Here is a 23,506-nt window from a genome sequence, read left to right as displayed (position 1 = left end):
GACAGTCCTCCACCCGGCAGGAAGACGCCCTATGGTCTTTACTGCGCAATCGGCAGCTCGATGGGCTGAAGTTCCGCCGTCAGGTTCCCCTGCTCGGCTATACGGTCGATTTCATCTGCATTGATCGAAAACTGCTCGTCGAAATCGCCGGGCGCCAGCACAGCTGGGAGCGCGATTATGATGCGGCAAGGACCGCGGAAATCGAGCGGCACGGGTTCAAGCTTGCGCGCTTCAGCAATGCCGAGGTCATGGATAGCCGGGACGATGTCATCGCCACCATCCGCACAGCAGCAGGCGGATAGGTAGAGCCTTCATCGGCAGCGGCAGTCCCTCATCCCTGCCCTTCTCCCACACGGGAGAAGGGTTCCCGCGCCTCACTTCAGCGCGCGCATCGAGGTCGTTCGAAATCGCGCGAGGCTTAGACGAAGGCGGAAGAGACGGTCATGGCGGGAGGATAGGCGATGGCCCCTCCGCCGTCATGGTCGGGCTCGTCCCGACCATCCACGTCTTTGCAGGCCGCTACGTCCGCTTGGTCTCGAGGAGTCCGCCCATCAGCAACGTCGCAAGACGTGGATGCTCGGTACAAGGCCGAGCATGACGCGAGGCGCAGGAAGCGCGACGACCTTTCCTTCTCCCGGATGGGAGAAGGTGGCGCGGAGCGCCGGATGAGGCGTGTGCCGTTGCCGCAGAAGGCGCAATGGAGCCGTTTCGGCTGACGATCAGCGGCGCTCCCTCACCCCTGCCCCTCTCCCATCCGAGAGAGGGGTTCCCCGCGTTTCACGCGTCAGCGCGGGGGTCCTATACCACCGCCCAGAACTCCCGCGCGCCCGGCGGCAGCTTGTCCAGCGCGCGCTCGAAGGCTTGCGCCTCGACATGCCGGCGCAGGGCGCGGGCGACATCGGCGATGCCGGTTTCAGGGAGGAGCGTGTGGTCGTGGCGGTGGCCGATCGCCTCGCGCGTCAATGCCGCGCGGTCGGCGAAGGGTTTTGGCGGCTGCGCCGTGTTCCAGCCCTGCAGGAACATGGCACCGAGCAGCGGTGGCAGGGCGTTCGCGAAGGTCACGCCCTCCGCCGGCGTCAATCGCGCCCGGAAGGTGACCAGCACGGCCAGCACCGCCGCATAGCTCTGATGCGTGGTGCCGAGCCCAAGCTCATCGCGCGCATCGAGCAGGAAGCGTTCGAAATCGCGCGAGGCGTGGACGAAGGTGGAGGGGACGGTCATGGTAAGACGGGTAGCCTTGTTAATTTCCTAGAGATATTCAACAAGAGTTTCGCGGGAATTTGGATCGGGGTTTGGTACATGACTTCAGGAATCGAACAACTCGACAACGTCATCTCGGATCTTAAGGCGAAGCGAAAAGTCAACCCTGTGACTATCCGCAGCTTTCTTCAATGGTTCGGTGTACAAAGACGCACATCTGCTAATGTAGAATATATAAACAGAATATTGGATGAATTTAACATTAGGACAGACCCCGATTATCTTAATATATGGGTCGATACACCTATAAATTTCAAGCTTGATGATACAAAACAAAAAACACCTCCGGCTTCAAACGATTCCGCATCTGATGCCAACACACCTCCCGACAGCAATGACCCATCATTCAAAATTGGGAAAATACCAGCCGCGAATAACAAACCGACAAGTATAAATCCAAACGCGAGCTTGCTAGAAGCGACAACACTTATGATGACAAGAAATTACTCTCAGCTACCTGTCATGACGTCTGACAGAGAGGTAAAAGGGGTTATTAGCTGGGAATCGATCGGCATTCGCGTGGCTAATGGCAAAACAGCGACGGACGTCAAATCATACATGGATGAACATTACGAGATATCTTCAAACGCATCCCTTTTCGTCGCTATCAAAACAATAGTCGAAAGAAATTATGTACTAATCCGCTCTCCCGAAAAGGTAATTTCGGGAATCGTCACATCAAGTGATATAGCTCTTCAATTCGAAGATATAAGCACCCCATTCTTATTGATTGGAGAAATCGAAAATAGCATAAGAATAATTCTGTCGACTAAAATAACTATTGATGATATCAAGAAAACAATTAAAGAAGAACACCTTCCCAATAACTTGTCCGATATATCGGAGCTAACATTTGGAAATTACGTCAAAATACTAGAAAATAAAGATAACTGGGAAAAAATATCCCTTAAACTTGATAGATCTACATTCTGCTCTGAACTCTCAGAAATCAATGCGATTCGCAATGACGTCATGCACTTTGATCCGGACCCGATAAAAGAGGAAAATATTCAAAAGCTCAGAAATATCTCCAATATGCTCGATAAATTACGCAGTATCGAAGCATTATAAATCTACCGCCGCCTACCTCCGCCGCCGCCTCTCCTCCGCCCCCTTCGGCCGCGATTCCGGCACCGGGCCCATCTCGTCCAGCGTCGGCTTCCGCACCCGTGAGGTGCCCGTCAGCAGCGGGTTCGGCTTTTCGCCGGCTTTCGGCCGGCCTTCGCCGCCGCCGAGATTGTGCGGGCCCATGTCCTCGTCCGTCGGCTTGCGGGCGCGGCTTTTGTAGACGCCGTCGCCTGCCGGCGAGGCTTTTGTCGGCGGCAGGTTGGCGCTCGATCCGTAGCTGCGCTCGCCCTTGTACTTGCCGGCGCTGGCCTCGACATCGCTCTGGCGGGCGAGCGGGTCGTCCGAGATCGCCAGCTCGGTCGCCTGCAGGCGCTTGATCTCGTCGCGCAGGCGGGCGGCGGTCTCGAATTCGAGGTCGGCCGCGGCCTCGCGCATGCGCTTCTCGAGATCGGCGATCGCGGCCTTGAGGTTGTGGCCCGAGGCCGGCGCCACCAGCCCCTTGTCGACCGTGACATGGTCGCGCTCATAGACCGAGCCGAGAATGTCGCCGATGTTCTTCTTCACCGTCTGCGGCGTGATGCCGTGCTCTTCGTTATAGGCGACCTGCTTCTCGCGGCGGCGGTTGGTCTCCGCCATCGCCCGCTCCATCGAGCCGGTGATGTGATCGGCATAGAGGATGACCTTGCCGTCGACGTTTCGGGCGGCGCGGCCGATGGTCTGGATCAGCGAGGTCTCGGAGCGCAGGAAGCCCTCCTTGTCGGCGTCGAGAATGGCGACGAAGCCGCATTCGGGGATGTCGAGGCCCTCGCGCAGCAGGTTGATGCCGACGAGAACGTCGAACGTGCCGAGGCGCAGGTCTCTGAGGATCTCGATGCGCTCGATCGTGTCGATGTCCGAATGCATGTAGCGCACGCGCACGCCGTTCTCGTGCAGGTATTCGGTGAGGTCCTCGGCCATGCGCTTGGTCAGCACGGTGACGAGGGTGCGATAGCCCTTCTGTGTGACCTCCTTGACCTCGTCCAGGAGGTCCGCGACCTGATGCTTGGCGGGGCGGATCTCGACCGGCGGGTCGATCAGCCCGGTCGGGCGGATGACCTGCTCGGTGAAGACGCCGCCGGTCTGCTCCATCTCCCAACTGCCGGGCGTGGCCGAGACATGCACCGACTGGGGCCGCATCGCGTCCCATTCCTCGAAGCGCAGCGGCCGGTTGTCCATGCAGGAGGGCAGGCGGAAGCCGTATTCGGCCAGCGTCGCCTTGCGGCGGAAGTCGCCCTTGTACATGGCGCCGATCTGCGGGACCGAGACATGGCTCTCGTCGGTGAAGACCAGCGCGTTGTCGGGCAGGTATTCGAACAGCGTCGGCGGCGGCTCCCCCGGCTTGCGGCCGGTGAGATAGCGCGAATAGTTCTCGATGCCGTTGCAGGAGCCGGTGGCCTCGATCATCTCGATGTCGAAGGTGCAGCGCTGGTCGAGCCGCTGCGCCTCGAGATAGCGGCCCATGCGGTTGAGTTCGTCGAGGCGGGCCTTGAGCTCCTGCTTGATCGACTTCACCGCCTGCGTCAGCGTCGGGCGCGGCGTGGTGTAGTGCGAATTGCCGTAGACCTTGATGAATTCGAGCTCGCCGGTCTTCTGGCCGGTGAGCGGATCGAACTCGCTGATGCTCTCGACCTCGTCGCCGAACAGGCCGATGCGCCAGGCGCGGTCCTCATAGTGCGCCGGAAACAGCTCGATCACGTCGCCGCGCACGCGGAAGGTGCCGCGGGCGAAATCGCCGAGGGTGCGCTTGTATTGCAGGGCGACGAGATCGGCGATGAGCTGGCGCTGCTCGATGCGCTCGCCGAGCTTCACCGAGAAGGTCATCGCCGTATAGGTCTCGACCGAGCCGATACCGTAGATGCAGGAGACGGAGGCGACGATGATCACGTCGTCGCGTTCGAGCAAAGAGCGCGTCGCGGCGTGGCGCATGCGGTCGATCTGCTCGTTGATCGAGGATTCCTTCTCGATATAGGTGTCCGAGCGCGGGACATAGGCCTCCGGCTGATAGTAGTCGTAATAGGAGACGAAGTACTCGACCGCGTTGTCGGGGAAGAAGCTCTTGAACTCGCCGTAGAGCTGCGCGGCCAGCGTCTTGTTCGGGGCGAGGACCAGCGCCGGGCGCTGCGTCTCCTCGATCACCTTCGCCATGGTGAAGGTCTTGCCCGAGCCGGTGACGCCGAGCAGCACCTGGTCGCGCTCCTGCCGGCGGATGCCGTCGACGAGATCGGCGATCGCGGTCGGCTGGTCGCCGGACGGGGAGAAGTCCGACTTCATCGTGAAGGCGATGCCGCCTTCCGACTTCTCGGGGCGCGGCGGGCGATGCGGCGTCCAGGCCTTGCCCGGATCGATGAAGGGACTGCCGGTTTCGAGCAGATGCTGCAGCGACGTCGCGGTCGCGGCCGCCGCCCCCTCGGCGCCGGCGAAGGCGGAATCAGCCTTCTTCGACAGCTTCTTCTTCGGCCTGATATCGCCATCGCCCGGGCGCGATTCAACCTCGTAGCCGGCCTGCGGCACATCCTTGAAGCCCGAGGCGCCGCCCGGCACCGCCGTTCCGCGGTTGATCGCCGGGTTCAGCAGATCGGCGAGATAGCCCTCGAGTGGCTTCAGCTCGGGCTTCGACGCCTTGGAGTTCGGCGTGCGGGCCGAAGACGGCTTCTTGGCGGCTTTCGGCTTGGTCGCGGTGGTGTCGGAGCTTTTCGGCATGGCCGCAATATGGGGCGGAACGGCTGCGGATGCGAGAGGGTGCGGCGCCTCGCCCGCGCGATTGGTGACAGGAGTTGACAGGGGGGCATGTTGCTATTTTAAGTTGTATATAGTGGCTAAGAACAACCAAAAGGACGGACCATATTGAGGGGTAGGTCCGTGCCGGCGGGCGATGAAATCGAGACCTTCATCGCCCGCTGGCGGGTCTCGGAGGGAGCGGAGCGCGCCGCCTATGCGCAGTTCCTCAGCGAGCTCTGCCGGCTGATCGGCGTCGAGCCGCCGCAGCCGCCGACCAGCGATTCCGGCGCGGTGACCTATCGTTTCGAATACCCCGTGCGCTTTCCCGACGGGCAGGGCGGGCACAGCACGGGGCGCGTCGACCTCTACAGAAAGGGTGCCTTCGTCCTCGAAGCCAAGCAGAGCCGGCTGAAGGGACAGGCGAAGGAGATATTGCCGGCGCAGGGGGCCCTGCCCTTTGCGGAGCCGGCCGGGCCGCGCGGCCGGCGCGGCGCCGATCGCGCCTGGGACGTGCTGATGCTCAACGCCAGGCGCCAGGCCGAGGACTATGCCAAGGCCCTGCCGGCCTCGCATGGCTGGCCGCCCTTCCTGATCGTCTGCGACGTCGGCCACTGCTTCGAGTTCTACGCCGATTTCACCGGGCAGGGTAAGAACTACGTCCAGTTCCCAGACCGGCAGAGCTACCGCGTCTATCTCAACGATCTCCGCGACGAGGCCGTGCGCCAGCGCATCGCGATGGTCTGGACCGACCCGCTCTCGCTCGACCCGACCCGCCGTGCGGCGCGCGTCACCCGTGCCATCGCCGAGAGGCTGGCGGCAGTGTCCAAAGCGCTGGAGCGCGCCCACGACCCGGAGGAAGTCGCGCTCTTCCTGATGCGCTGCCTGTTCACGATGTTCGCCGAGGATGTCGGGCTGATCCGCAAGGACGCCTTCAAGACGCTGCTGCGCGAATGCCGCGACGATCCCGAATCCTTCCTGCCGCTCGTCTCGGAGCTCTGGCAGGCGATGGACAAGGGGCATTACTCGACCTCGGTGCGCGAGCGGATGAAACGCTTCAACGGCAAGCTCTACGAGGATGCGCAGGTGTTCCCGCTCGGGCGCGAGGAGATCGGCGAATTGCTGGCCGCGGCCGAGCACGACTGGAAGGAGGTCGAGCCCGCGATCTTCGGCACACTGCTCGAGCAGGCGCTGGACGAGAAGGAGCGCGCCCGGCTCGGCGCCCATTACACGCCGCGCGCCTATGTCGAGCGGCTCGTCGTCGAGACGGTGATCGGGCCATTGCGGGACGACTGGCGGGCGGTGCTCGCCGCCGCCCAGCAGGCGCGCGATGGCGGCGACGCGAAAAAGGCACTGGCGCTGGTCGAGAGCTTTCACGAAGCCCTGTGCCGGACACGCGTGCTCGATCCGGCCTGCGGAACCGGGAACTTCCTGCACGTCGCTCAGGAGCTGATGAAGAAGCTCGAAGGCGAGGTGCTCGACGCCGCAAGTGAGCTCGGCAGTGCCGAAGCACTCGGCGGCTTTGCGCGACATGCGGTAGGTCCGCACCAGTTCCTTGGCATGGAGATCAATCGCCGCGCTGTCGCCATTGCCGATCTCGTGCTTTGGATCGGTCATCTGCAATGGCATTTCCGCACCCGCGGTTTCGCTCCCAAGGAACCGATCCTCGAAAAGCTCAACCACATCCACAAGCGTGACGCCGTTCTGTCGTGGGACAACTGGCCGATCCCGGACTGGCGCAATGGCAGGGAGTTCCTGCCGAATCCACGCCGCCCGGAATGGCCGGAGGCCGAGTTCATCGTCGGCAACCCGCCTTTCATCGGCGGCAAGGATCTGCGCAGCCGACTCACCGACGTCTACGCGGAGGCGCTGTGGGCGACGCATCCGCAGATGAACGAGAGCGCAGATTTCGTGATGTACTGGTGGAACCGGGCCGCCGAATTGTTGACCGAGCCCGGCACGCGCCTGCGGCGCTTCGGCTTCGTCACCACCAACTCGATCACGCAGCTCTTCCAGCGCCGCACGATCGAGCGGCATCTGACGGCGCGACGGCCGCTCTCGCTGGTCATGGCGATCCCCGACCATCCCTGGACCAAGGCCGGCAAGGACACCGCCGCGGTACGCATCGCGATGACGGTGGCGCAGGCAGGCGAGCGTCATGGAAGGCTCTGCCAAACCCTCTCCGAAGCTGCTCTCGACACCGATCAACCGCAGATCGAATTGAGTGCGCGCGAGGGGCGGATCAATTCCGATCTGACGGTGGGAGCCGATACGAGCCAAGCCATGGGCCTTCAGGCCAGTGTCGGGCTCAGTTCACGCGGCATGATGTTGTTCGGCAAGGGGTTCATTGTGTCACCCCAGCAAGCGGAAGCGCTCGGGCTCGGGCGCAGGGCGGGCCTGGAGGAGCACATCCGCATCTATCGCAACGGCCGCGACCTCATGGCCCGCCCACGAGGCGCGATGGCCATCGATCTCCATGGACTCCGGTCCGACCATGTCCGGGAACAGTACCCCGAGGTCTATCAGCATCTGCTCCGGACGGTGAAGGTGGAGCGGGACCGCAACAGGGATGCCGACATCAAAGCGCGATGGTGGCTCTTCGGACGAACACGCGATGAAATTCGCCCCGCCCTTGCCCCGCTGCAGCGCTATATCGCCACGGTCGAGACCGCGAAGCACCGTGTCTTCCAGTTCCTCGACGCGTCGATCCTGCCCGACAACATGCTGGTCGCGGTGGCGTTGTCCGATGCGTTCCATCTCGGCGTGCTGTCGTCGCGCATCCACGCCGCGTGGTGTCTGGCGCAGGGCGCGACACTGGAAGATCGCCCGCGCTACTCGAAATCCCGCTGCTTCGACCCCTTCCCTTTCCCTGATGCGGCCGAGCTTCAGAAGGAAGCCATCCGCCGACCCGCCGAGATACTGGATGCCCTGCGCAAAAAGGTGCTGGCCGATCATCCCGATCTCACCCTGACCAAGCTCTACAATGTGCGCGAGGCGATCCGGGCCGGGCGCACCCTGACGACGGCCGAAGGCGATATCCGCGACCGCGGGCTCGCGCTGATCCTCGACGAGCATCACGAAACCATCGATGCCGCGGTCGCCGCCGCCTATGGCTGGCCGCCCGATCTGGCGGAGGAGGAGGTACTGGCGCGGCTCGTCGGCCTGAACCGGCAGCGCCAGCAGGAAGAGGCGCGTGGCATGGTGCGCTGGCTGAGACCGGACTATCAGCGCCCGCGCTTCGGCGATGCCGGCCGAGGCGGCGAGCAGATCGAGGCGGAAGAGCTGGTCGCGACGCTGCCGGCAGGCGCGGGCCGGCCGCTCTTCCCGACCGACCCGGTGGAGCGCGTGGCCGGCGTGCTCTCGGCCCTGGCCTGTGCCGCGACCGCGCTCGACGCCGCCGGAATCGCCGCGCGCTTCCAGCAAGGCCGCAAGGTCGAGCGTGCCATACGCGACATCTTGATCCCGCTGGCGCGCGTCGGCGAAATCTCGACAGCCGATGGCGGGCGCAGTTTCGCGCGCCGGCTGAGCGCCACGGGATGAGCGGGCATCACGGGCGCTTCTGCTCGCCTCCCTCGGCCCGGTCGAGCTCCGCCTTCTTGCGCTCGCACCAGGCGCGGCCCTCGTCGCCACCCCAGAGCAGCCAGGCGACCCAGCCGGCCGAGGGATTGTCCTTGTCGCCGAAGCCCTTGGCCTGGCAGTCGGCAGCGTGGCGGGCGAAGTAGCTCGCCATGCGACGCACGGTTTCCTCGCTCAGGGGCCTGCGGTGGCTGAGATCGCGGGCCCTGGCCACACCGATCTGCGTCCCGCCGCGGTTGAACCTCTGGCGCAGTCTCAGGCCCTTCGCGGCCGCCTTGGCGACGGCTTCAGGCGGCGTGAGGTCGACATGCCGCATCGCAGCCGCTCCCCTCATGGTCATCCCACGACACTCCCTGCTTCCATGCTGAAGCAACGCCGAGGGGAAGCCGAGGTTCAACCATTCCGGCCGGATAGGCGCAACCAATCGTCGATTCCAGCCGCCGCGGCCACGCCCGTCGCGAAGCTCGCCTGCAGCAGATAGCCGCCGGTGGGCGCCTCCCAGTCGAGCATCTCTCCGGCGACGAAGACGCCCGGCAGGCGCTTCAGCATGAAGCCGGCATCGACTTCGTCGCGGGCGATGCCGCCGGCCGTCGAGATGGCGCGCGCGATCGGCATGGGCGCATCGAGGCGCAGCGGCACCGCCTTGATCAGCGCCGCCAGCCTGTCCGGCTCCGTCGGCAGCGCGGTCCCCGCCGACTCGCGCATCAGGGCGGCAGCGACGGGCGCGAGGCCAGCGGCCTTGCGCAGGTGATTGCTCAGCGTCTCGCCCTTGCGGCGTTTCGCGAGGCGTGCGGCGATATCGCCCACCGCGAGATCGGGCCGCAGATCGATCGTGATCTCGGCCACGCCAGCGCGCAGGATCGCCTCACGGATCGGACCCGAGAGCGCGTAGACCGCACCGCCCTCGATACCATCCGCATCGATCATCGCTTCGCCGGCGGCTTCCTCGCCGCCGAAGCGGATGATGATGCGCTTGAGCGGCTGCCCGGCGAAGCGCTCCTGCATCAGCGGCGACCAGGCGACCGTGAAGCCACCATTTGCCGGCCGGAGTGGGGAAACAGCAACGCCGCGCCCTTCCAGCAGCGGCACCCAGCCGCCATCGGAGCCGAGCCGCGGCCAGCTCGCACCGCCCAGCGCCAGCAACACCGCATCGGGCCGGATCGTTTCGGTTTCGTCGGAAGCGAGTTTGAAGGTCGGCGCTCCCGCCTCGTCCCAGCCAGTCCACAGCCGGCCCGATGCCAGCCTCACCCCCAGCCCGTCCAGCCGCCGCAGCCAGGCGCGCAACAGCGGCGAGGCCTTCATCGCACGGGGGAACACGCGACCGCTCGACCCGACGAAGGTCTCGGCGCCGAGTCCATCGGCCCAGCCGCGCAGAGCTTGGGGCGTGAAGGTCCGCAGCGCCGGCTCCAGCCAGTCCTTCGCCTCGCGATAGCGGCCGAGCAGGGCGTCAAACGGCTCGGAATGGGTGAGGTTCAGGCCGCCGCGCCCAGCCAGCAGGAACTTGCGGGCCGGCGAGGCCATGCGCTCATAAATCGTGACCCGATGCCCGGCACTGGCCAGCCGCTCGGCGGCGATCAGCCCGGCGGGGCCGGCGCCGATGATGGCGATGTTACGTATCGGCTTTTCCACCGCAGCCCTGTTCTCATCTGGGCGCGTCATCCCGGGCGCAGCGAAGCGAAGACCCGGGATCCATGCCTGAAGGTTCCTCGGACATGTTCCGGCATGGATCCCGGATCGGCGCCGCTCACGCGGCTTGTCCGGGATGACGGCATGTTTCCGTTCGAAGGCTTAACGCTTTAGACTGGCGCCCTCGCTTCGAAAAGCCCACCAGAACCGCCATGCCGACCATCGCCGCCTATATCGGCGCCGCACTCTTCGAGATCGCCGGCTGCTTCGCCTTCTGGGGCTGGCTCAGGCTCGGCAAGCCGATCTGGTGGCTGCTGCCGGGGATGGTGTCGCTCGGGCTCTTCGCCTGGCTGCTGACGCTGGTCGAGAGCGCGGCGGCCGGGCGGGCCTTCGCCGCCTATGGCGGGGTCTACATCGCCGCCTCGCTCGGCTGGCTCTGGGCGGTCGAAGGGGTGAGGCCGGATCGCTGGGACCTGACAGGCGGCGTCATCTGCCTCGCCGGGGCCGCGATCATCCTCGCCGCGCCGCGGTAGCGTGCGCTTCCTCCAGCCCTCATCCTGAGGAGCCCGCGTGAGCGGGCGTCTCGAAGGATGCTTCAGGAGGCTCCCCCGCTGTCTCGAACATCCTTCGAGACGCAGCCTCCGGCTGCTCCTCAGGATGAGGGCTGAGGGGGTCGGACGACCTTCACCCGCCCGAATGCGGGGCGGGGATGAGCACGGCCGGCGTCTCGCGATTGCGCGCCGCTTCCTTGGTCTCGCGCAGGCGGCTCTCGCGCAGCTCGTTGGCGCTCTCCAGGATCGGATAGGCGATCGAGACGATATGGCCGTGGATGCGCTTGAGGTCCCGGATGATGTCGAGATGGATCGCGCTGGTCTCGATCGATTCCGGCCGGCCCGAGCGCAGGCGCTGGAAATGGCTGTCGGTGGCGCGCCGTTCGGCCTCGCGCATCGCCGCCTTGTCGGCGAAGAGCTGGCGGGCGAGCACGAGGTCGCGCGTCGCGAAGACGTTGAGCGCCAGCGCCAGCGCCGAGGCGACGCGCTGATGGAAATCGCGGATCTCGGCCAGCCCCTCGGGAGAGAAGGCGTAGCGCTTGCGGATCTTCTTCTCGGCGAGCTCCCGCAGGTTCTTGTCGATGATGTCGCCGATATGCTCGAGATTGGTGATCAGGGTGATGATCTCGAACAGGCGCCGGCTCTCCTCCTCGGTCAGCTCGTTGCGCGAGACCTTGACCAGATAGAGCTTGATCGACTCGTGGATGGTGTCGACGCCGTCATCGGCCTGGGCGATGGCGCGGGAAAGCTTGAGTTCGTCCTTCTCCAGCAGGGTCATCGTGTCGCGCAGCATGGCCTCGACGCGGTCGCCCAGCCGCAGCGCCTCGCGCATCGCGCCGGCGAGCGCCTCGGTCGGGCTGTCGAGGGCGTTGGGGTCGAGATAGCGCGGCGCCACCGCCTCGGATTTCTCCTGCTTGCCGGGCATGAAACGCTCGACCAGGGCGGCGATCGGCCCGACGAAGGGCAGGAAGATCAGCGCGCCGACCAGATTCAGCCCGACATGGAACTCGATGGCGAAACGCTGGCCGGCGATCGGCAGGCTGGTGAGCCAGGCCGAGAGCGGACCGACGAAGGGGATGACGGCAAGGGCCAGCAGGAGGCGCGTCAGCAGGTTGCCGACAGCGGCGCGGCGCTGGGCTGCGGGCGCGCCGAGCTGGTCCAGCACCGGGATCAGCGCATTGCCGAGATTGGCGCCGATGACCAGCGTCAGCGCGGTGGCCGGCGGGAACAGGCCCGATGCCGTGAAGGTCGCGACCAGCAGGATGATCGCGATGCTGGAATGCACCATCCAGGTCGCCGCGATGGCGACGAGAACGGCGAGCAGCGGCTCGCTGCCGAGAGCGCCGAGGACGACCCGGAAGGTCGGCGACTGGGCGAGCGGGGCCGCCGCCGTATTCAGCTCGATCAGCGAGAGCAGAATCAGGCCGATGCCGACGAGGACGCGGCCGATGTTGCGCGGCCGCTCCATCGCCTCGCTCGACAGATACATGGCGACGCCGATGGCGATGCAGAGGCCCCAGAGCCAGCCGAGATCCATCGAGATGACGAAGGCGGCGAGCGCCGTGCCGAGATTGGCGCCGAGCAGCACGGCGAGCGCCATGGCCGAGCCGATCAGCGCCTGACCGGCGAAGGAGGAGACCAGGAGCGTCGTTGCCGTCGAGCTCTGCAGCACCATGGTCACGACGACGCCGCTGCCGAAGGCGGCGAAGCGATTCCGTGTGAAACTCTGCAGGGCGTGCCTGAGCTGCGAGCCGAAGGCGCGCATCGCGCCGGTTCGCACCAATCTGACCGCCCAGATCAGCAGCGCGACGCCGCCCGCCAGATGGATCAGGATATTGGTTGCGCTCTCGCCCGTGGCCATTTTTGTGCGGTCTTTTCCCGATTCAGGTGACGATGACAGGCCGAATCTAACAGTTTTTGATTAGCCAACTCAACAGATATAAGCAGTGAAAGTGCTGAGAATGCGGCAGTTTCCTGCCGCATATGTGAGCGATTTCCTGTCTCTGGCGGCCTTCAGGCTGGCGGAATCAGCGTCACGCCCGATTTCGCGAAGGAAACCGCGACCGGAGCACCCTGCTCCAGCAAATCGCGAGCACCATACTGCACCACGAAAAGCTCGCCGACCTCGGTCTCGACCATGATGTCGAGGTGATTGCCGAGATAGGCGCATTTGCGGATCGTGCCCGGCAGCGAGCCAGCCAGACCGGTCTCGCCGAGCAGCAGGGATTCCGGCCGGATCGCCACCTTGGCCGGGCCGGGACCGAGCCCGCGCGCCGGCAGCGACACGGTCGTGGAGCCGATTCCTACATCGGCGCGGCCGTCGGCCACCGCCTTCACCGTGACATCCACCAGATTGGCGTCGCCGATGAAGTCCGCGACGAAGGCGTTGGAAGGCTGCTCGTAGAGGTCGCGCGGGGCGCCCTCCTGCGCGATCCGCGAATTCGACATCACGATGATGCGGTCGGAGACGGCGAGCGCCTCCTCCTGGTCGTGGGTGACATAGGCGACGGTCAGGTTGAGATCCTGCTGCAATTCGCGGATCTCCTCGCGCACGCGGCGGCGGAGCTTGGCGTCGAGGTTGGAGAGCGGCTCGTCGAAGAGCAGCACTTGCGGCTCCAGCACGAGGGCGCGCGCCACTGCGACGCGCTGCTGCTGGCCGCCGGACAGCTCGGACGGGTAGCGGTTCTCGAAGCCCTTGAGGCCGACGAGCGCCAGCTTCTCCAGCGCCATCTGCTTCGCCTGCTCCTTGCCGAGACCCTTCACGGTCGGGCCGTAGGCCGCGTTCTCCAGCACGCTCATATGGGGAAAGAGTGCGTAGGACTGGAAGACCATGGAGACGTCGCGGTCAGCGGCGGAGAGCTTCGTCACGTCCTTGCCGCCGATCAGGATCTGGCCTTCGCTGGCGATCTCCAGCCCGGCGATCATGCGCAACGTCGTGGTCTTGCCGCAGCCGGAGGGGCCGAGCAGCGTGACGAGCTTGCCGGCCTCGATGGTGAAATTGACGTTGTCGACCGCCGTCACCGCGCCGTAGCGCATCGAGACATTGCGGAATTCGACGGAAGCGGGCCCGGCCTTCACGATGCGGCTACTCCTGGCTTGAGCGGCTCGGCGGCCGAACTCGACAGCGGGATGAGCTTGCGGCGGCCGAGCTTACGCTCGCCGACGCCGAGCTGGATGAGGCCGATGCCGAGCGCCATGAAGACGATCAGCACCGAGGAATAGGCGATGGCGAGACCGAACTCACCGGCTTCCACACGCCCGACGATATAGGCCGTCGAGAGGTTGTACTCGGCCGAGACCAGGAAGATCACGGCGCTGACCGCCGTCATCGAGCGCACGAAGGAATAGACCAGCGCCGAGACCAGCGCGGGCTTCAGCAGCGGCAGCACGACGCGCCAGAGCGTGGTGAAGCTGCGGGCGCGCAACGTCGTCGAGGCCTCGTCCAGGCTCTTGTCGATCTGCGACAGGCCGGCGATGCCCGAGCGGACGCCGACCGGCATGTTGCGGAAGACGAAGGCGATGATGAGGATCAGCCCCGTGCCGGTGATCTCGATCGGCGGCACGTTGAAGGCGAGGATATAGGCGACGCCGAGCACCGTGCCGGGAATGGCAAAGGAGAGCATCGTCGCGAATTCGAGCGCGCCGCGGCCGCGGAAGCGCTGGCGCGTCAGCAGATAGGCGGTCAGCAGGCCAATGATCGCGGTCAGCGGCGCCGAGATGGCCGCGACCTTGATCGTAGTGAAGAAGGACGGCCAGGCGGAGCCCTGGAAATAGATGCCGTTGCTGAAATCGATGGCGAAGCCGGTGAGATAATGCTGCAGCGTCGGCGTGAAGTCGCGGCCCATGTTGCGGACGAAGCCGCCGATGAGGATGACGATGTAGATCACCAGCGTCAGCGCCACCCAGGGCACGATCACAGCGACGGAGAGCCAGGTGATGCGGCGCGGCAAGGGCGTCGGCAGGCCGGCGTCACCCTTGCCGGTCACGGTGGTATAGGATTTGCCGCCGAGCCAGCGCTGCTGCACCCAGAAGGCGCCGAGCGTGAAGGCAAGCAGCACGATGGCGAGCACCGCCGCCTGCCCCTGATTGTAGGAAGCGCCGACCACCGCGAAGAAGATCTTGGTCGAAAGCACCTCGAAATTGCCGCCGAGCACCAGCGGATTGCCGAAATCGGCCATGCTCTCGACGAAGCCGAGCAGGAAGGCATTGGCGATGCCGGGCTTGAGCAGCGGCCAGGTCACGGTGCGGAAGGTCTGCCAGCGCTTGGCGCCGAGCGTCTGCGAGGCTTCCTCCAGGCTGGGCGAAATGCCCTGCACCACGCCGATCAGCACGAGGAAGGCGATCGGCGCGAAGGCGAGCACCTGCGCCAGAAGGACACCCGGCAGGCCGTAGAGCCAGCGCGAGCGCGGAATGTCGAACCACTCGTAGAGCAGCGTCGAGAAGGCGCCGGCGCGGCCGAAAAGCAGGATCAGCGCGAGGCCGATGACGAAGGGCGGGGTGATGATCGGCAGCACGGTGAGCGCGCGCATGATGCGCTTGCCCGGCATGCCGGTGCGCAGGATCAGCAGCGCGCAGGCGAGGCCGAGCAGCGTGGTGATGACGCCGCAGAGCACGGCCAGGACCAGCGTGTTCCAGGCGACGCCGCAATTGGTGTTGCTGGTGACGCAGCCAAGACCCCAGATCGAGGAATCCAGGAAGCGCGCGACGAAGGCCGAGAGGGCAAAGGCGCCGCTCTGGTCGACCAGCGCGCTCCTCAGGATGATCGCGACCGGGAAGAAGATGAAGACGCCGATCAGCAGGATGATCAGGCCGATCGTCGAGGTGGTGAAGAGATCGCCCCGGCAGACACCGCGATAGGCGAGGCCGTGACAGAGCAGGAAGAGCAGCGAGAGCAGCGTGACGAAGGCGCCGCCGCCAATGCCACGCTGCGCGGCGCCGGCCCCGCCGAGCAAGGCGGCGAGCCAGCCGATGCCCTGATCCTTCAGCACGATGGCGAAGGCCTGGGCGAAGAACAGCAGCAGGCCGAGCGCGCCGGCCCAGATCAGCACGGCGGCCGTGCGCTGACGGTCCTGACTGCCCCAGAAGAACGTCGCCGCCGCGAGCGCGACGCCGACCGGCAGGAGCCAGGGCGTCTGACCTGAGAGGGCGAGCGCCAGCGCGCTGCCGGCCTTGCCGAACGGATACTCCGCCAGCCAGCCCCAGCTCGTCAGGCTCATGCCTTCGACGAGATACCAGGGCATCAGCGCATAGCCGAGCCAGCCGATCAGCAGCACAAGTCGCGTCGCCGGTGCCATGCTTGCCCTGCCCTCACAGTTTCCGTTGGCCCGAACCGGTTGCCCCGGCTTTCAGAGCCCAGCCCTTGTCCTGCGCCCGAACCTCCAGCGTCATCCCGGACGCAGCGAAGCGGAGATCCGGGATCCATGCCGGAGCGCATCCGGCGGAGGTTCAGGCATGGATCCCGGGTCAAGCCCGGGATGACGGCGTGTTTCCGAGATCATCCGGAAACACGCCGGAGAGACGCGCCTTACTTCGGGAGCGCCTTGACTTCCTTGTCCCACTTGGCGAGCAGGCGGTTGCGCTCGGCCGAGGAGCCGTATTTCACGAAGTCGTAGTTGATCAGCTTCATCTGATCCATCTTCGGCGACTGCGCCGGCACCGGCGAGGCCTTGTTCGACGGAACCTGATAGGACTTCGCCGGGGCGGCCAGCGCCTGGGCCGCCGGGGTCAGGGCCCAGTCGTAGAACTTCTTGGCGTTCTCGAGATTGCGCGCGCCCTTGACGATCGACATCGAGCCGATCTCGTAGCCCGTGCCCTCGCAGGGTGCGACCGGCTTGATCGGGTCGCCCTGCACGGCGAAGACCACCGCGTCATGGATGAAGACGATGCCGACGGCGGTCTCGCCGAGGCTCGCAGCCTTGGCCGGCGCCGCGCCCGACTTGGTGTACTGGCTGACGTTCTTGTGGAGCTGCTTCAGATAATCGAAGCCCTTCTCCTCGCCCATCAGCTGCACGACGGTGGCGAGCAGGTTGTAGGCAGTGCCCGACGAGTTGGGATCGGCGACCTGGACGTCGTCCTTGAGCTTGGGATTGAGCAGGTCGGCCCAGCATTTCGGCTCAGGGATTCCCTTCGCCTTGATCTGCTCGGTGTTGTAGCCAAAGCCGAGCGCGCCAGCGTAGATGCCGACCGAGCGCTGCTTGGCGGCCTTCCACTGATCGAGCGCCCAGCTATGCAGCTCGGCGTTCTTCGGCGACTCGTATTCGAGGGTCAGCCCCTCCTCCGCCGCCTGGAGATGCGGATCGCCGGTGCCGCCCCACCAGATGTCGCCACGCGGGTTGGAGGACTCGGCCTTGAGCTGGGCATAGATCTCGCCCGCCGATTTGCGGGTCATGGCGACCTTGATGCCGGTGTCCTTCTCGAATGCCGTCGACATGGCACGGCACCATTCCTCCTGCACGCCGCAATACATGACGAGCGAGCCTTGGGCGCGGGCCGGGGTCGCGGCGAAGGCCGCGGTGGCGAGGGCGGCGAAGAGACCGGCCCTGAGCCAGGATTTCGATGACATGGTAACCTCCCTGATCGAAGAACCCGGCTTCTCTGTCCGGTTCTTGTGACTGCCGTGAAACTGAGACGAATGGCCGCGAAAGATCAATGAAATACAGCGCCGGCTAAGCGATTCCTGTGATCTCCCTGAGCACCGGAGCCAGTTCCGGCGTGCAGCACAGGATGGGATTGCCCTTTGCAATCCCCTCACCGGCGAAGAAATCGTTGATGGAGGCGCCCGCCTCGCTGGCGATGACGATKCCGGCGGCTACGTCCCAGGCGTTGATGTGCAGCTCGGCATAGGCATCGCTGCTGCCGTCGGCGACATGGCAGAGGCCGAGGGTGCCGGAGCCGCCGCGCTTCATCGCGGCCCCCGCGGCATAGCCACGCTCGATCACCTTGAGATAGCTCGCCGCGGGCATGCGGGTCGACCATCCCAGCTCGACCGAGGCGCGGGCGATGTCTGTAGCGGCGGAAACCTTGATCGGATCGCCGTTCAGGGTCGCGCCGGCGCCGCGACGGGCAGCGTAGACCTCGCCGAGCGCCGGCGCCGCGACGACGCCGATCTCGGGCACCCGGTTCGCGAGAAAGCCGATCGAGATGCACCAGTTGCGGTCGCCATGGGCGAAGTTCGCCGTGCCGTCGATCGGATCGAGAATCCAGACCGCGTCGGACGCCTGGCCCCCGCCCTCCTCGCCGATGACGGAATCGTTCGGGAACAGCACGGAGAGGCGCTGGCGCAGGAATTCCTCGACCTTGCCGTCGGCGACGGTCAGCCAGTCCTGCGCGCCCTTCATGGTGACGCCGAGGGATTCGCGCTTGTTGAAATAGCCCAGGGCCAGATGGCTGGCCTCGGCCGCGAGGCCGAGCGCCGCGTAATAGCGCAGGTCGCGTTCCGCCGGGGTCATCGAACCACCAGCCATCACTTGGACTCCAGATCGACGCGGACGGGCTTGCCGGTCTGCGCGGATTCGGTCGCTGCGTCGGCGAGGATCTGGGCCTTCAGCCCGTCGAGGCTGGTCGGCGAGGCCACGGCCTTGCCGTTGCAGGCGGCGATGAAGGCGTCGAGCTCGGCGCGGTAGGCAGCGGCATAGCGTTCCAGGAAGAAGTTCTGCACCGGGTCGGCGCGGAAGCCCTGCCCCGTCGCGATCTCGACCGTGGTCTCGTGGATATTGCCGGCGCGCAGCATGCCCTTCGAGCCGTGGACCTCGATGCGCTGGTCGTAGCCATAAGTCGCGCGGCGGGAGTTCGAGATCTGGGCGATGCGGCCCGAGGCCGTCTTCATGACGACAGCTGCGGTGTCGACGTCGCCGGCCTCGCCGATCGCCTTGTCGACCAGGGCAGAGCCCAGCGCGAAGACCTCGACCGGCTCTTCGGCCAGGAGGAAGCGGGCCATGTCGAAATCATGGATCATCATGTCGCGGAAGAGCCCGCCCGAGCGCTTGACGTAATCGACCGGCGGCGGAGAGGGATCGCGCGAGATCACCGTGACGATCTCGATCGCGCCGGCCTCGCCCGCGCGCAGACGCTTCTCCAGCGCCGAGAAATTCGGATCGAAGCGGCGGTTGAAGCCGATCATCAGCGGCTTGCCTGATTTTTCGACCGTCGCAAGGCAGCGGCGGATCCGGGCAGCGTCGAGATCGACCGGCTTCTCGCAGAACACCGCCTTGCCGGCGGAGACCGCCTGCTCGATCAGATCGGCATGGGTGTCGGTCGGGGTGCAGATCAGCACGGCGTCGATGGCAGCGTCGGCGAGGATCGCCTCGGTGCTCGTCGCCTTCGCGCCGGCGGCGGCAGCGAGCGAAGCGGCTGCCTCCGGCATCGCGTCGGTGACGGCGACCAGCTCTGCATCGCCACGCGCGGCGACGTTCAGCCCATGGATGCGCCCGATGCGGCCGGCGCCCAGCAATCCGATCTTCATGGTCGTCTTCAGTCCTGTGGTCTCGTCCGGCAGTCGTCCTGCCGCGAATGGGCCCCGAGCGCTAGTCGTGCGCGCCGAGAATGTTCTGGTCGAAATCGATGTTGGCGCCGGTCAGCAGCCCCGACTCGGCCGAGGCGAGATAGGCCACGGCCTTGGCGACCTCGCGCGGATCGATCAGCCGGCCGAAGGGCTGGCCGGCGGCGGCCTCGTCGAGCCAGCCGTCCTTGGCGTCGTGGCGCAGCTTCATGATCGCATCCTCGCCCGGCGTCGCCATCCAGCCGATATTGAGGCCGTTGACGCGGATGCGGTCCTTGATCAGGCCATAGGCGACGTTCTTCGTCAGCACCGCGAGCGCGCCCTTCGAGACGCTGTAGGCGGAGAGGAAGGGCTGGCCGCCATGGGCCGACATCGACTGGATGTTGACGATCGCCCCCTCGATGCCGTGCCGGCGCATCAGCTCCGCCGCGTCCTGGATCAGGAAGAAGGGCGCGCGCAGATTCACCGCCATGATGCGCTCGTAAAGCGCGGGCGAGGTGTCGAAGATCGTGCCGCGATCGGTGTCGCCGGCCGCGTTGACGAGGATATCGAGCCTGCCGAAGGCTTTCTCGGCGGCCGGGACGATCCGCCTGACGGCGTCGAGATCGGCGAGATCGACCTGATGGAAGCGGGCATCGCAGCCTTCGGCGCGCAGGCTTTCCGCCACGGCCTCGCCGCGCGCGGCATTGCGCCCGGTCAGCAGCACCGCCTTGAGGCCGCGGCCGACGAATTCGCGCGCGATCGCCTCGCCGAGGCCCTGGCTGGCACCGGTGATAATGGCCGCCTTGCCGTGAAGGTCACGGCTGAACGAACTGGTTTGCGGCAAGTTGGCTGGCTCCCGGAAAACGGCAGGAATTTTTTAGGCCTCCCGCTCGATGGAATAAACATTCCATTTTCGACATGAGCGAGTCAAGGCGATCCGGAAGCGTGCGTTGACAAAAAGCGCCGAAGGCGGTGTTTCATCCCGCATGGTCCCCGACCAGCGAGCCCATGTAGCCCATACGATCATGACGACCGCGAGACCCCAGGCCCTTTCCCGGCCACAGCGTCGTTCGGAACCGGCCGCCTTCGGGCGCGCGACCGGCCGAGGTTGACGGCAGCGCGCCGCGCGCAGCCGTCCTCTCTCCCTGTCTTCATCGTTTCCCTGAAAGGGCCGCCAGCCCGGCGGCGTCAGCCATGCTCGATCTCAGCTCGACCCTCACCCTCTCCTGCCCCAACCGCCCGGGCATCGTTGCCGCCGTCTCGACCCTGCTGTTCGAAGCCGGCTGCAACATCCTCGACGCCCAGCAGTTCGACGATACCGAATCCGACCGGTTCTTCATGCGCGTCGTGTTCAACCGCCTCGACGGCAGCCAGCCGCACGAGGCCATCGCCGAAGCGCTCGCCGCGCTCGGCCAGCGCTTTGGGATGGAACTCAGCCTGCACGAAGCCAGCCGCAGGAAGCGCGTCATGCTGCTGGTCTCGAAGTTCGATCATTGCCTGGCGGACCTGATCTACCGCTGGCGGATCGGCGAATTGCCGATGGACATCACCGGCGTCGTTTCAAATCACGCGCGCGAGCATATTGCCTCGACCGACCTCGGCGACCTGCCCTTCCATCACCTGCCGGTCACCCGCCAGACCAAGATGGAGCAGGAAGCGGAGATCTGGCGGCTGATCCAGGAAACCCGGACCGACCTCGTCGTCCTGGCGCGTTACATGCAGGTGCTGTCGGACGGGCTGTCGGCCAAGCTCGCCGGGCGCTGCATCAATATTCATCACTCCTTCCTGCCCGGCTTCAAAGGCGCCAAGCCCTATCATCAGGCGCATGAGCGCGGGGTGAAGCTGATCGGCGCCACCGCGCACTATGTGACCCCCGATCTCGACGAGGGCCCGATCATTGAGCAGGACGTCGAGCGGATCTCGCACCGGGACACGCCCGACGACCTCGTCCGCAAGGGGCGCGATATCGAACGGCGCGTCCTGGCGGGCGCCGTCCTCCACCATCTGGAGGACCGCATCATTCTCAACGGAAAGAAAACTGTCGTCTTCACCGGATGACCCGCATAAAATTGCGACCCTCCCGCAAGCGGAAGGCACATTCATGCAAAGGCGCCCGTTTCCGGCCGTTCGGGGTCGCCACGGGGACATGGCCGTCCCGCGCTGCACAGTTGACGCTTTCGTTGGCACATGCCTTGCTGAGCCCATCAACGAGAAAACGGCGCGAAAGCGCTGGGGATGACTTTTTGTTTTTTAGGTGGAGGCAATCCGATGAATGAGCAGGAAATCCGCGGTCTCGTCGCGGATGTGAAGGGTGGCGCGATGTCGCGACGATCCTTCATCCGGAAGATGGCGGCAGTCGGTATCGCCGCCCCGATCGCGAGCCAGATTCTGGTCTGGAACGGTGTGGCGATGGCCGATGCCACGCTGCCCTACAAACCGACGAAGGCCGGCGGCGGCGGTCCGCTCAAGATCCTGCTCTGGCAGGCCCCGACCCTGCTCAACCCGCATTTCGCCTCCGGCACCAAGGATCAGATCGCCTCGCGCATCTTCTTCGAGCCGCTCGCCGGCTGGGACAAGGAAGGCAACCTCATTCCGCAGCTCGCGGCCGAAGTGCCGTCCCGCGCCAATGGCGGCCTCTCGGAGGACGGCAAGGCCGTCACCTGGAAGCTGAAGCCGGGCGTGAAGTGGCATGACGGCAAGCCGCTCACCGCCGACGACGTCGTCTTCACCTGGGAATATGCCAGGGATCCGGCGACCGCCGCCTACACCACCGGTGCCTACAAGGACATCAAGGTCGAGAAGGTCGACGACCTCACCGTCAAGGTGATCTTCCCCGAGGCCACGCCGTTCTGGGCCGACGCTTTCGTCGGCGTGACCGGCCAGATCCTGCCGAAGCATCAGTTCGGCGATTACATCGGCGCCAAGTCGCGCGAGGCTCCGGGCAACCTGAAGCCCATCGGCACCGGCCCCTACAAGTTCGTCGAGTTCAAGCCGGGCGACATCATCACCGCCGAGCGCAATCCCGACTACCACGTCAAGAACCAGCCGCATTTCGACACGCTCGAGGTCAAGGGCGGCGGTGACGCGGTCTCGGCGGCGCGCGCTGTGCTCCAGACCGGCGAATACGACTACGCCTGGAACCTGCAGGTCGAGGACGAGGTCCTCAAGCGCATGGAGACCGGCGGTCGCGGCAAGGTCAGCGCCGTGCCTTCGGGCGACATCGAGTTCATCATCCTGAACCCAACCGATCCGTGGACCGAGGTCGACGGCGAACGCTCGAGCATCAAGACCAAGCACCCGACGCTGTCGGACCCGGCCGTGCGCCAGGCGATCAACCTGCTGATCGACCGCGACTCCGTCCAGAAGTTCATCTATGGCCGCGGCGGCACCGCGACGGCGAGCTTCGTCAACGAGCCCAAGCAGTTCAAGTCGACCAAGCTCAAATACGAGTTCAACATCGACAAGGCCAACAAGATCCTCGACGACGCCGGCTGGAAGAAGGGTGCCGACGGCATCCGCGAGAAGGACGGCAAGAAGCTCAAATACGTCTTCCAGACCTCGATCAACGCCCCGCGCCAGAAGACCCAGGCCATCATCAAGCAGGCCTGCCAGCGCGCCGGCATCGACCTCGAGCTCAAGTCGGTCACGGCTTCGGTGTTCTTCTCGTCGGACGTCGCCAATCCCGACACCTACACCAAGCTCTATGTCGACATGGAGATGTACACCACGACGCAGCCGCAGCCCGATCCGGAGCGCTTCCTCAACCAGTTCACCTCCTGGGAGATCGCGACCAAGGAGAACAAGTGGCTGGGCCGCAACGTCTCGCGCTACTCGGACCCCGAGGCTGACAAGGCCTACAAGGCCGCCCAGAAGGAACTCGACCCGGCCAAGCGCGCCGCGCTGCTGATCAAGGTCAACGAGATCTTCTGCGAGGCCAACATCATCCTGCCGCTGCTCTCGCGCACCCGCGTGGCGGCGGCCCTGAACAACATCTCCCACGACCATTCCGGTTGGGACGTCGATACCTGGAACCTCGCGGCCTGGTATCGCAGCTAAGTGCCGAACAGCCTCTCGCGGAGAGACGATCTCCGCGAGAGGCGCTTTTGCACCGGCTCATCGCTCGGCCTTCGGCAGCTGCAGGGATGATTTGGTTGCAGTCGGCGTTCAGTCCGCGGCGGCGCCGCGCACGCAA

The 23,506-nt window shown here is 65.4% G+C and carries 17 protein-coding genes; 6 read left to right on the top strand and 11 right to left on the bottom strand.

Going from position 1 to position 23,506, the window contains the following annotated elements:
• Positions 1–302, top strand: a 302-nt coding sequence (locus AC1DIN_RS18065) for an endonuclease domain-containing protein (protein ID WP_476810785.1), incomplete at its 5' end; no start/stop codon positions are given.
• Positions 303–798: 496 nt separating this feature from the next.
• Here the strand turns inward: AC1DIN_RS18065 and AC1DIN_RS18060 are convergent.
• Positions 799–1,221, bottom strand: a complete 423-nt coding sequence (locus tag AC1DIN_RS18060; protein ID WP_476810784.1) for a DUF2267 domain-containing protein — start codon at positions 1,219–1,221, stop codon at positions 799–801.
• A 78-nt stretch (positions 1,222–1,299) separates the two neighbouring features.
• Here AC1DIN_RS18060 and AC1DIN_RS18055 point away from each other — a divergent pair, with 78 nt between their 5' ends.
• Complete coding sequence (locus tag AC1DIN_RS18055) at positions 1,300–2,331, top strand: CBS domain-containing protein (protein ID WP_476810783.1); 1,032 nt, start codon at positions 1,300–1,302, stop codon at positions 2,329–2,331.
• A gap of 12 nt (positions 2,332–2,343) precedes the next feature.
• On the opposite strand, the gene uvrB is transcribed toward AC1DIN_RS18055, so the two are convergent.
• On the bottom strand, positions 2,344–5,067 hold the full coding sequence (uvrB, locus tag AC1DIN_RS18050; protein WP_476810782.1) for an excinuclease ABC subunit UvrB: 2,724 nt from the start codon (positions 5,065–5,067) through the stop codon (positions 2,344–2,346).
• Between the two features lie 159 nt (positions 5,068–5,226).
• On the opposite strand from uvrB, the gene AC1DIN_RS18045 reads away from it, so the two are divergent.
• The gene (locus AC1DIN_RS18045; protein ID WP_476810781.1) at positions 5,227–8,622 is read left to right on the top strand and encodes a class I SAM-dependent DNA methyltransferase; all 3,396 of its coding nucleotides are present in this window, start codon (positions 5,227–5,229) and stop codon (positions 8,620–8,622) included.
• A 7-nt stretch (positions 8,623–8,629) separates the two neighbouring features.
• Here the strand turns inward: AC1DIN_RS18045 and AC1DIN_RS18040 are convergent, their stop codons facing one another.
• Both AC1DIN_RS18040 and AC1DIN_RS18035 read right to left on the bottom strand, forming a co-directional pair.
• Positions 8,630–8,998, bottom strand: coding sequence for a hypothetical protein (locus AC1DIN_RS18040; RefSeq protein WP_476810780.1), 369 nt, complete (start codon positions 8,996–8,998; stop codon positions 8,630–8,632).
• Between the two features lie 53 nt (positions 8,999–9,051).
• The gene (locus AC1DIN_RS18035; RefSeq protein WP_476810779.1) at positions 9,052–10,317 is read right to left on the bottom strand and encodes a BaiN/RdsA family NAD(P)/FAD-dependent oxidoreductase; all 1,266 of its coding nucleotides are present in this window, start codon (positions 10,315–10,317) and stop codon (positions 9,052–9,054) included.
• Positions 10,318–10,496: 179 nt separating this feature from the next.
• Between AC1DIN_RS18035 and AC1DIN_RS18030 the strand changes: the two genes are divergently transcribed.
• A complete protein-coding gene (locus AC1DIN_RS18030; protein WP_476810778.1) occupies positions 10,497–10,817 on the top strand; it encodes a YnfA family protein in 321 nt (106 codons plus the stop codon).
• A 151-nt stretch (positions 10,818–10,968) separates the two neighbouring features.
• On the opposite strand, the gene AC1DIN_RS18025 is transcribed toward AC1DIN_RS18030, so the two are convergent.
• From AC1DIN_RS18025 to AC1DIN_RS17995, 7 genes are all read right to left on the bottom strand, one after another.
• Positions 10,969–12,696: a Na/Pi cotransporter family protein gene (locus AC1DIN_RS18025; RefSeq protein ID WP_476810777.1), complete on the bottom strand. Its 1,728-nt coding sequence runs from the start codon at positions 12,694–12,696 to the stop codon at positions 10,969–10,971.
• Between the two features lie 152 nt (positions 12,697–12,848).
• Entirely contained in the window at positions 12,849–13,916 is a 1,068-nt protein-coding gene (locus AC1DIN_RS18020) for an ABC transporter ATP-binding protein (RefSeq protein WP_476810789.1), read from the bottom strand.
• On the bottom strand, positions 13,910–16,129 hold the full coding sequence (locus tag AC1DIN_RS18015; RefSeq protein ID WP_476810776.1) for an ABC transporter permease: 2,220 nt from the start codon (positions 16,127–16,129) through the stop codon (positions 13,910–13,912). The genes AC1DIN_RS18020 and AC1DIN_RS18015 overlap by 7 nt, the downstream gene beginning before the upstream one ends.
• A 230-nt stretch (positions 16,130–16,359) precedes the next feature.
• The gene (locus AC1DIN_RS18010) at positions 16,360–17,397 is read right to left on the bottom strand and encodes an ABC transporter substrate-binding protein (protein ID WP_441473407.1); all 1,038 of its coding nucleotides are present in this window, start codon (positions 17,395–17,397) and stop codon (positions 16,360–16,362) included.
• Positions 17,398–17,500: 103 nt separating this feature from the next.
• Positions 17,501–18,298 carry an inositol monophosphatase family protein gene (locus AC1DIN_RS18005; RefSeq protein ID WP_476810775.1) on the bottom strand — a complete coding sequence of 266 codons (798 nt, stop codon included), beginning with the start codon at positions 18,296–18,298 and terminating at the stop codon, positions 17,501–17,503.
• On the bottom strand, positions 18,298–19,296 hold the full coding sequence (iolG, locus tag AC1DIN_RS18000) for an inositol 2-dehydrogenase (protein WP_476810774.1): 999 nt from the start codon (positions 19,294–19,296) through the stop codon (positions 18,298–18,300). Before iolG ends, AC1DIN_RS18005 begins: the two co-directional genes overlap by 1 nt.
• Positions 19,297–19,357: 61 nt before the next feature.
• Complete coding sequence (locus AC1DIN_RS17995) at positions 19,358–20,158, bottom strand: SDR family oxidoreductase (RefSeq protein WP_476810773.1); 801 nt, start codon at positions 20,156–20,158, stop codon at positions 19,358–19,360.
• Between the two features lie 350 nt (positions 20,159–20,508).
• On the opposite strand from AC1DIN_RS17995, the gene purU reads away from it, so the two are divergent.
• Together purU and AC1DIN_RS17985 are read left to right on the top strand one after the other, a co-directional pair.
• Complete coding sequence (gene purU, locus AC1DIN_RS17990) at positions 20,509–21,372, top strand: formyltetrahydrofolate deformylase (protein ID WP_476767311.1); 864 nt, start codon at positions 20,509–20,511, stop codon at positions 21,370–21,372.
• A 210-nt stretch (positions 21,373–21,582) separates the two neighbouring features.
• Positions 21,583–23,370, top strand: coding sequence for a peptide ABC transporter substrate-binding protein (locus tag AC1DIN_RS17985; protein ID WP_441473412.1), 1,788 nt, complete (start codon positions 21,583–21,585; stop codon positions 23,368–23,370).
• Positions 23,371–23,506: the final 136 nt, after the last annotated feature.

It is taken from the genome of Allobosea sp. 05T438, from assembly GCF_056396025.1.
The sequence above is the reverse complement of the archived record's forward strand: the minus strand, read 5'-3'. Positions and strand labels throughout refer to the sequence as shown.